The following is a 9,896-nucleotide window of genomic DNA, read 5'->3' as shown; positions in this document are numbered from 1 at the left end:
CCCATGCCCGCCGCCACCCGCGCCCACGCCCTCCGCCCCGACGCCACCCGCCGCGCCTGGACCCTGCTCACCGCTCTGGCGCTGCTGACCTTCGGCATCCTGCACGCCCGCGCGGACGAGCGGGTGATCCGGATCGGCTACCAGAAATACGGCACCCTGGTCCTCCTCAAGGGCAAGGGCCTGCTGGAGCAGCGCCTGAAGCCCCTGGGCTACCGCGTCGCCTGGGCCGAGTTCCCCTCGGGGCCGCCCCTGATGGAGGCGCTGAACGCCGGGGCGGTCGATCTCGGCTCGGCCGGCGAGGCCCCCCCGATCTTCGCCCAGGCCGCCAACCCGGACCTGCTCTATGTCGGCCACGAGCCGGCCGCGCCGAAGGGCGAGGCGATCCTGGTGGCCGAGGACGGCCCGATCCGCACGGTCGCGGACCTGCGCGGCAGGAAGATCGCCCTGAACAAGGGCTCGAACGTCCACTACTTCCTGGTCCGGGCCCTGGAGCAGGCGGGCGTGCCCTACGCGGCGGTGACGCCGACCTTCCTGGCGCCGGCCGACGGCGCCGCCGCCTTCGCGCGGGGCGCCGTGGACGCCTGGGCGATCTGGGACCCCTACCTCGCCTCGGGCGAGCGCAGCACCGGCGGCCGCATCCTCGTCGACGGCACCGACCTCGTGCCCAACCGCCAGTTCTACCTCTCGACCCGCGCCTTCGCCGCCGCCAACGGCCCCGCCCTCGACGCGACGCTGGCGGCGATCGGCGCGATCGACGCCTGGGCCAAGGACAACACCGACGCGGTGGCAGCCGAACTCGCCCCCTCCGTCGGCATCCCGGCACAGATCCTCACGGTGGCCCTGCGCCGCCTCACCTACGGGGTCACGCCCCTGAACGCCGAGACCACCGCCGACCAGCAGCGAGTCGCCGACACCTTCCACCGCCTCGGCCTGCTGCCGAAGCCCGTGGACGTGGCCGCGGCGGTGCGCAAGCCCGGCAGCTGAGGCCGAGTCAGCCCGGCAAGGGTCAGCCCGGCAAGGGTCAGCCCGGCAAGGGTCAGCCCAACAAGGGTCAGCCCGGCAGCACCGGCGCCTTGACCCCCGGCAGGCGGTCGAGATCCGCCGCGCTGAGATGGGTGTGCGCGGCCACCAGGGCGTGCGGGGTGAGGGCGAGCCACTGGCGCAGGGAGATGTCGGCGTAGGTCGGGCTGCGGAACATCTCCAGGAAGCTCAGGGGCGTCGTGCCGGTGTTCTCGATGTAGTGGCCCATGGCGAAGGGCACGTAGCCGACGTCGCCGGCCTGGTAGTCGAAGGTGCGGGCCTTCGATTCCGAGCCGAACACCGTCATGCGGCCCTGGCCCGCGATGTAGAACTGCCACTCGTCGCCGTTCGGGTGCCAGTGCAGCTCGCGGATGGCCCCGGGCTGCAGCTCCACCAGGGCGGCCGCGATGGTCTTCGAGGCCTTGAACACCGAGGAATCGGTGATGCGCACGGTGCCGCCCGGCAGGCTCAGGGGGGCCTGGGCCAGCATCCGGTGGCTGAAGGGCTCCGGCACCGGGCCGGCGCCGCCCATCCGGTCCGCGTCCAGGGGGCCGGGCGTCGGCCCCGGGAAGATGTAGAGCTCCTTCTCCGGCACGCCCGCGAAGGCGCTCTCCGGCAGGCCGAAGTTCTTGGCCAGGATCTCCTTGGGCGTATGCGCCAGCCAGTCGGTGAGCAGGAAGGTGGAATCCTCCGAGAATCCGCCGTCGTCGAAGACCAGCAGGAACTCGCAGCCGTCGACGCCGTCGGCGGACAGGCCCTGGATCGCGTGCGGGATGCCCGAGGGGAAGTACCAGAGGTCGCCCTCGCCGACATCGTCCGCGAAGGTCCGCCCCTGCGCATCCACCGCGGTGATCCGGGCCCGGCCCTTCAGCATGTAGGCCCACTCGGCCTCCTTGTGCCAATGCATCTCGCGCACCACCCCGGCGCCGAGCCGCATGTTCACCCCCGCCATCGCCTTCGACACCGGGAGTTCGCGGATCGTCGTCTGCCGGGCCCAGCCGCCCTCCTCGAGGCGCATGTGGCTGTCGGCGAAGGACCATTTCAGGTTCGGCATCGTGCCGTGGTCGGTCCGGGGCGGGCGCAGGGTGAAGGGGTCCTCCGCCTCCCGGGCCGGGTTGCGGGGCCCCAGGATCGAAGCGCCGTCCTTGCCCCGGATCGGGCTCTGCGCCGCGGGCGCCGCGGGCTGGCCCTGCGCGCCCGCCACGGTGAGGAGGGATCCCCCGGCGGCCGTGGCGGCCAGGAGGCTTCGGCGGGACAGGTCGGTCATGAGCGGCGGGTCTCGGGCATTCAGGTCTCGGGTGGCATCCGGGGGCGCCGCTGGGCGCCCCCTTGCCTCCGGTCAATCGGCCCCCGGCGACGGCCGTTCCGTGCCTCACGCCCTCGTGCGCGCGCCGCTCAGGCCGCCGCGGCCCTAACAGCGGGCGCCGGTCGCTCGCCCTGCGCCCGAAGCCGCTCCAGGAAGGCGGCGGCGAGGCGCCCGCGCGTCGCCGGATCCTCGCTGCCCTGGCGCAGGAGCACGCGGTTGTCCTTGCGCACGATGTGGGCATGGACCGGAACCTGCAGCGGCGGCGCGCTCGGCCGCAGGTCGGCGGCCAGCCCCTGCGGTCCGCCGCTGAGGCGGTGGATGCCCAGCCCCAGGCAGCCGACCCGGAGCCGGGCCAGGGCGATCAGGTCCTCGAACGGGGCGGGCGGCGGGCCGAAGCGGTCCACCACCTCGCTGCGCAGGGCCTCCACCTCCTCCGGGTTCGTGAGGCGCAGGAGACGGGTGTAGAGGCTGAGCCGCACCTCGGGCTCGGGCACGTAGTCGGCCGGCACGGCACCCGAGAGGCCGAGGCGGATCTCCGGGTTCCAGTCCTCGGCCGGCTCGCCCTTGGCCGCGCGCAGGGCCAGGTGCAGCAGGTGCTGGTAGAGCCCGAGCCCGATGAGCTTGACGTGGCCGGCCTGGTTCTCGCCGACGAGATCGCCGGCCCCGCGCAGGTCGAGGTCCCGGGCGCTGATCGCGAAGCCCGCGCCGAGGCGGTCGAGGGCTTCCAGCGTCCGCAGGCGCTTCTCGGTGGCGGGCGTCAGCGGCCGGTCGGGGCGGCTGAGGAGGTAGACCACGCCGCGGCGCTGGCCGCGCCCGACCCGGCCGCGCAGCTGGTGCAGCTGCGACAGGCCGAAGCGCTCCGCATCCCAGACCAGCATGGTGTTGGCGCGCGGCACGTCGAGCCCGCTCTCGATGATGCTGGTGGCCAGCAGCACGTCGCCCTCGCCGTCGGCGAAGCGCACCATCACGTCGTCCATCTCGGCGGCGTTGAGCTCGCCATGGGCCACCCGGGTCTGCAGGTCCGGCACCAGCTTGGCGAGGCGCGCGGCCATCGGGGCGATGTCCTCGATGCGCGGGCAGACGACGAAGCTCTGGCCGCCGCGCCGGTGCTCGCGCAGCAGGGCGTCGCGCATCGCCTCGTCCTCGAAGGGCGCGATCACGGTGCGGATGGGCTGGCGCACGGACGGCGGCGTGGCGATGACGCTGAGGCTCTGGAGCCCCACCAGCGCGCTCTGCAGGGTACGGGGGATCGGGGTCGCCGTGAGCGTGAGCACGTGGCCGTCGCCCGCCGCCTCCCGCAGCCCCTGCTTGATCCGGGCGCCGAAGCGCTGCTCCTCGTCGATGACCATCAGGCCGAGATCGGCGAAGCCCACGCCCTTGGCCGCGAGGCAGTGCGTGCCGACCACCAGGCGGATCGTGCCGTCGGCCAGCCCCGCCTTCACCCGCTTGGCCTCGGCGGCCGAGACCAGGCGGGACAGGTGGGCGACCGCGATGCCGAAGCGGGCGAAGCGCCGGGTGAAGGTCTGCACGTGCTGGCGCGCCAGCACCGTGGTCGGGGCGACGATCGCCACCTGCTTGCCGGCGAACACCGCGGCGGCCGCGGCGCGCAGGGCCACCTCGGTCTTGCCGAAGCCGACATCGCCGCAGACGAGGCGGTCCATCGGCCGGCCCGAGGCGAGGTCGGCGGCCACGCCGCTCACCGCCGCCGCCTGGTCGGCGGTCAGGGCGAAGCCGAAGCCGGCGGCGAAGCGCTCCATCTCCCGGTCCGGCGGCACCAGCACCGGCGCCCGGATTTCCCGGCGCTTCTCGGCATCGGCCAGCATCACCCGGGCGGCCCGGGCCATGCAGGCCTCCGCCTCCAGGCGACGGCGTCCCCAAGATCCTTTGGCCCAGCTTCCGCCCTCCAGCTTGTCGAGGGTCACGGCCTCGGCCTCGGAGCCGTAGCGCCAGATCCGGTCGGCCTGCGAGACCGGCACCATCAGGATGCCGTCGCCGGCAAAGCGCAGGCGCAGGGCGTCCTCGCTTCCGCCGTCGCCGGTGCTCACCGCCTCCAGGCCCTCGAACACGCAGAGCCCGTTGTCGCGGTCGACGGCGACGTCGCCGATGCGCAGCTCGACCTCGCCGATGGGCAGGATGGCGCTCGGGCCCCCGGCCGCGACCGTAGCAGCGCGGGCGCCGAACAGGTCGGCGGCGGCCACCACCGCCATCCCCGCGCCGGGCACCCGGAAGCCCGCCTCGATCGGGGCCTCCAGGCTGAGGAGCGCGCCGGGCTTGGCCGCGACGGCCTCGGCCCAGTCCCGCACCGTCCGGGCCTTGCGGCCCAGCGCCCGCTCGGCGATGCGCACCAGCCGCGCCAGGGGCTCGGCCGGCCCCGTGAGGAGGATGCGGTCGCCCGCCTTCAGGCGCTCGCGCAGGGTCTCGGCCAAGGCCGTGTTCGGCCGGGCCTTGCGCACGAAGGCCGGCATGGTGAGATCCTCGGCCTCCTCAGCCTCCTGAGCCTCGGCGACCCGGCGTGCCGCGAGCTGGGCCGCCCAGTCCTCGGGGCCGAGGTAGAGGCCGCTATCATCGGCCCCGCCGCGCCGGGACCGGGCCGCGGCCTCGCGGCCCTCGGCGATCTGCTCGAAGAAGGCCTGCGCCCGCTCCTCAGCCCCGTCCTCGACCACGAGGCGCGCCTCGGGCACCTGGTCGAGGACGGTGACGAGGGACGGGTAGAACCGGGCGAGGCCGTGTTCCTGGCCGGTGAAGGGCGCGAGCCGGCTCTCCGAGCCCTCGGGCAGGACGATCTCGGTGGCGGGGTCGATCACGAGCAGGTCGGCATCGGCCAGCGAGCGCTGCGAGACCGGATCGTAGGAGCGGATCGCGGTGACCCGGCCCGCCTCGTACTCGATGCGGCAGGGGCGGTCGGCGGCGGCCGGAAAGACGTCCACGGTCCGGCCCCAGACCGCGACCTCGCCGGGCTCGTCGACCCGGTCATCCAGGATGTAGCCGAGGCGCTGCAGGAAGGCCGAGACGGCGCACGGATCGAGGGCATCGCCGACCCGGACCTCCAGGCGCGCCTGCGCCCAGGTCTCGGCCGGGGGCACGCGCTGGATCAGGGCGGGGGCGGTGGTGAGGACGATGTCGGGCAGGGCGGCCGTGTCGGTGAGCCAGCGCAGCACGCCGGTGCGCGCGCCCATCACCCCGCGCGAGGGCGACGCCCGGTCGTAGGGCAGGCAGTCCCATTCCGGGTAGATCGCGACGCTGCGCTCGGGCGACAGCGCCCGCAGGATCTTCGCGATGACGTCGAGCCGGTGGCTCTCGCGGGCCATGTGGACCAGGGGCTTGCCCGTCCGGGTCAGGTCCAGGAGGGCGACGGCCAGGGCGCCGGTGGGCACCAGCGGAGCCACGATCTCGGGGCCGGCCGGGGCGGCCTGGGCGGCTGCCGGGCGGTCCGTTCCGGGTTCCTTGCCGGCGGCTTTGCCCGGTGTTCTGTTGGTTTCCGGGCTCGAGTCCGGGCCGGATGCCTCCCGGGACACCGGCTCGGCGGCCGTCCCCGCAGCCTTGCGGGAGGCGGATTTCGGGGCCGCCTTGGCGCGGGGCGCCTTGGTCGCTGCCCTGCTCGGTACCTGGCTCGATTCCCGGCCCGGTTCCTGGGAAGTCACGGTCGAAGCGGGAGACGACGCGGTCCTGCGTTTTGCCATCTGGGGTGTGCGCTGCCCGGCTCGAGGAGAGGTCTCGGGAAACGCGTCCGGGGGGCCTCGGGCTCCGTGCTTTCGCCCGCCGTCCCCAGTTTGTCGCAGGCCTGTGGATTACATCTCCGGGTCGGGGGCCGCCTCCAGGCGGCCCTGCGCGATGGCCGCCTGGAAGGCGGCGAAGTCGGCCTCGTTCTGGTCGCCATAGGCGAAGGCCCAGTCGGCCAGGGCCTCGCGCAGGTCGCAGTGCCGGTCCCGTCCGCAATAGCCCGCGATGGCGGCGGCATCCCCCGTGCGGGCATGCGCCCGCGCCAGCAGGGCGCCGTAGGCCCAGGAGAAGTAGATCAGCGGCTGGCCGGTGAGGCCGGCCACGGGGATGTCGCCCTTCATGTTCTTCATCTGGCGCACGTAGAACGGCCGGCCCTCGATCGTGGTCCAGCCCAGCAGCGGGTCGCCCACGGCCTGGAGCAGGCGCTGGCCGTAGATCACCCGCTCGCCCTCGTGGTCGCCATAGGCGTCCGGCATGCCCGCGAGGTAGGGGGCATGGGCCGGCGTCACCGCCTCCTTGACCTGGAGGAAGAGGACGTCCTGGTCGGAATTGCCGCACAGGAGGGCGACGTAGGCCCGGGTGCCGACGCTGCCGACCCCGACGACCCGGTGGGCCACGTCGACCACGTGGTAGCGGCTCAGCATGAACCGGCGTTCCCGCGGCAGGGTCTCGGCATAGTGCTCCAGCCCGCCGATCACCGCCTCGCGCGTCTCCGCATCGACGCCCGTGAGGATCGGGGGCTCCTCCTTGAAGCGCCAGCCGCCGTCGGTGCGGCGCTCGCCGACCCGGGCGAGCAGGCTCTTGTTGTGCTTCTTGCGCGCCTTCTCCACCGCCTTGGTGATCACCGCCTCGGAATGGGCGTCGATGGTGAGGCCGGCGAAGTCGAGCTGGTCGGCCCGGGCCGCCTGGTGCCAGACGTCGAGGGGCCCCTGCGGCGCCAGCTCGGTCATGGTGTGCTGGTAGCCCGCCACCGCCGCGAGGGCGGCCTCGCGGCGCTCGGCCTTGGCGACCCCGTCGGTGCGCGCCGCCACCTCGATGCTGGCCACGAGGCGCTTCAGGTCCCATTCCCAGGGGCCGATCGTGACCTCGTCGAAGTCGTTGAGATCGAGCACGATGTCGCGCTGGGGCGTGCCGAACAGGCCGAAATTGGCCAGGTGCGCGTCGCCGTTCATCACCACCGTGATGCCGCTGCGCGGGGTGTGGGCGAGGTCCCAGGCCATGACGTGGGCGGCCCCGCGCAGGAACGCGAAGGGCGAGCTCGCCATGCGGGCGACCCGCAGGGGAATCAGGTGCTCCTGGCGTCCGCGATGGGCGGCCTCGATCAGGGCGACGGGGTCGGGCCGGTGGTCCGGCGGGGTCCAGGGCGCGTGGGCGGCGTGGGGCACGACCTCGCGCAGGGCCTTGCCGGCGTGCCGGCGCTTGTCCCACGGCTCGCCGGCCTCGCGCAGGTTGATGCGGGGGATGTCGGCCAGGGGAGCCAGCAGGATGTCCTCGGCCTCCTGCTGGATCGCCTCCTGCTGCAGGCCCTCTTGCTGCAAGCCCTCCCGCTGGAGACCGGTCGCGCTCGACCCGTCAGCGCGGAGGCTGACATCCTGGGGGCATTCCATACACAGTCCTCACACGCGACTTCGTGAAGGACAAATCTTGACCGTTTGCGATCGTTCCCGGGGCAACACGTCTCAGGACCGGGATTCATCCCGGGGCGGAGGCACGGCCGGGACGACCGCCGGGACGATGGGATGCAGGTGAGCGTTGCGCCGGCCTGCGTTCGGCCCGGTCGTCCGCCCGGATCGGGAGGATGAGGATCGACGACGCGCCGTCACGGCGCGGACGTGCAGGCTGGAGGCCGGGGTCCGGATTTGAACCGGACGTACGAATCCTTGCGGGGATCCTGGCTCGACACTCACCCACCTGGCCGAGATCGAAGAAGCATGGATTTCGCGGCGCGACAAGTCGAATGTGCTTTAAGGAGAGCGGCGTTGTTAGCGAAATCTTAAGAGCATCCCGGTCTTCGCCGGTTGCTTCATCTTGCCTGTCCGCCCGCCATGGGCGCGATGCTTGCCTGGACGGCCGGCGCCCCTGCGAGCCCGCGCCGATTGACCCGCAGCGGCAAACCGCGTTCTTGAGCGCGGCGATTCAGGAGTGCTTGAACGATGTCCGTAACGTCCGTCCCGACGACGCCCTATGACGACCAGAAGCCGGGCACGTCCGGCCTGCGCAAGAAGGTGCCGGTCTTCCAGCAGGCGCACTACGTCGAGAACTTCGTCCAGGCAATCATCGACTGCATTCCCGACCGGGCGGGCGCGACCCTGGTGCTCGGCGGCGACGGGCGCTTCCTGAACCGCCAGGTGGTGCAGACCACCCTGAAGATCGCGGCCGCCAACGGCTTTGCCCGCGTGCTGGTGGGCCAGGGCGGCCTGCTCTCGACCCCGGCCGCGTCCTGCGTCATCCGCAAGCACGGCGCCATCGGCGGCATCATCCTGTCGGCGAGCCACAACCCGGGCGGCCCCGACGGCGATTTCGGCATCAAGTTCAACACCGCCAACGGCGGCCCGGCCCCCGAGACCGTCACGGCGGCGATCCACGCCCGCACCCAGGCGCTGACCGAATACCGGATCGTCGAGGGACCCGACCTCGACCTCGACACGGTCGGCGAGACCCGGCTCGGCGACATGACCGTCGCGGTGATCGACCCCGTCGCCGACTACCTCGCGCTGATGCGCGAGCTCATCGACTTCGACGCGATCACGCGCCTGTTCGCCGGCGGCTTCCGCATGCGCTTCGACGCCATGAGCGCGGTCACGGGCCCCTACGCCCACGCCATCCTGGAGGGCGTGTTCGGGGCCGAGCCCGGCACCGTCCTCAACGGCACGCCGCGGGAGGATTTCGGCGGCCACCATCCGGACCCGAACCCCGTCCACGCCCACGACCTCTACGCGCTGATGCTGAGCCCCGCGGCGCCGAACCTCGGCGCGGCCTCGGACGGCGACGGCGACCGCAACATGATCGTGGCCCCGGGCCTGTTCGTGACGCCGAGCGACAGCCTGGCGATCCTGGCCGCCCATGCCCACCTCGCCCCCGGCTACGCGCGAGGCCTGGCGGGCGTCGCCCGCTCCATGCCGACGAGCCGGGCCCTCGACCGGGTCGCGGCGTCGCTGGGCATCCCCGCCTATGAGACCCCCACCGGCTGGAAGTTCTTCGGCAACCTGCTCGATGCCGGCCTGATCACCCTCTGCGGCGAGGAGAGCGCCGGCACCGGCTCGAACCACGTCCGCGAGAAGGACGGGCTCTGGGCCGTGCTGATCTGGCTCAACATCCTGGCGGTGACGGGCAAGCCGGCCCAGGACGTGGTGCGGGGCCACTGGGCCCGGTTCGGGCGCGACTACTACACCCGGCACGATTACGAGGAGATCGATTCCGAGGCCGCCAAGCGCCTGATGGAGGGCCTGCGGGCCAAGCTCGCCACCCTGCCGGGCACGACGTTCGGCACCCTCACGGTCGCGGCGGCGGACGACTTCCGCTACGTCGATCCCGTCGACGGCTCCGTCACCGCGCAGCAGGGCGTGCGCGTCACCTTCGCGGAGGATGCCCGGGTGGTCTACCGCCTCTCCGGCACCGGCACGGCCGGGGCGACCCTGCGGGTCTACATCGAGCGCTACGAATCCGCCCCCGAGCGGCTCGAATTGCCGGTGGCGGAGGTGCTGGCCCCGGTGGTGGCGGTGGCCAACGAGCTCGCCGACATCGCCGCGCTCACCGGCCGCTCCGAGCCGAGCGTCATCACCTGAGGCCCAGGGTCTCCCATCGGGGCCCGTGATCCGGCGTCGCGGGCCGGAACAGGTCCGGGCGCCGG

5 protein-coding genes and 1 tRNA gene are annotated in these 9,896 nt (G+C 73.1%); 2 read left to right on the top strand and 4 right to left on the bottom strand.

The genetic code is table 11. The features are described 5' to 3' along the window. Nucleotides 1–3: 3 nt before the first annotated feature. Nucleotides 4–984: a sulfonate ABC transporter substrate-binding protein gene (locus AC0IY1_RS02355; protein WP_471767427.1), complete on the top strand. Its 981-nt coding sequence runs from the start codon at nt 4–6 to the stop codon at nt 982–984. A 67-nt stretch (nt 985–1,051) separates the two neighbouring features. On the opposite strand, the gene AC0IY1_RS02350 is transcribed toward AC0IY1_RS02355, so the two are convergent. The 4 genes from AC0IY1_RS02350 to AC0IY1_RS02335 all read right to left on the bottom strand — a co-directional run bounded on the left by AC0IY1_RS02350 (nt 1,052) and on the right by AC0IY1_RS02335 (nt 7,963). Continuing rightward, on the bottom strand, nt 1,052–2,287 hold the full coding sequence (locus AC0IY1_RS02350; RefSeq protein WP_055946980.1) for an oxalate decarboxylase family bicupin: 1,236 nt from the start codon (nt 2,285–2,287) through the stop codon (nt 1,052–1,054). 128 nt (nt 2,288–2,415) lie between these two features. Further along, entirely contained in the window at nt 2,416–5,634 is a 3,219-nt protein-coding gene (locus AC0IY1_RS02345) for a helicase-related protein (protein ID WP_471767424.1), read from the bottom strand. A 480-nt stretch (nt 5,635–6,114) separates the two neighbouring features. Further along, entirely contained in the window at nt 6,115–7,653 is a 1,539-nt protein-coding gene (locus AC0IY1_RS02340; protein WP_471767374.1) for a DUF2252 domain-containing protein, read from the bottom strand. A 233-nt stretch (nt 7,654–7,886) separates the two neighbouring features. Continuing rightward, nucleotides 7,887–7,963, bottom strand: a tRNA-OTHER gene (locus AC0IY1_RS02335). A gap of 236 nt (nt 7,964–8,199) precedes the next feature. Between AC0IY1_RS02335 and AC0IY1_RS02330 the strand changes: the two genes are divergently transcribed. After that, nucleotides 8,200–9,831 (top strand): alpha-D-glucose phosphate-specific phosphoglucomutase, encoded by a 1,632-nt coding sequence (locus AC0IY1_RS02330; RefSeq protein ID WP_471767371.1) that lies wholly within the window; start codon nt 8,200–8,202, stop codon nt 9,829–9,831. The last annotated feature ends 65 nt before the right edge of the window (nt 9,832–9,896 follow it).

It is taken from the genome of Methylobacterium sp. AC690, assembly GCF_979256535.1.
This window is presented reverse-complemented; position numbering and strand designations above follow the sequence as displayed.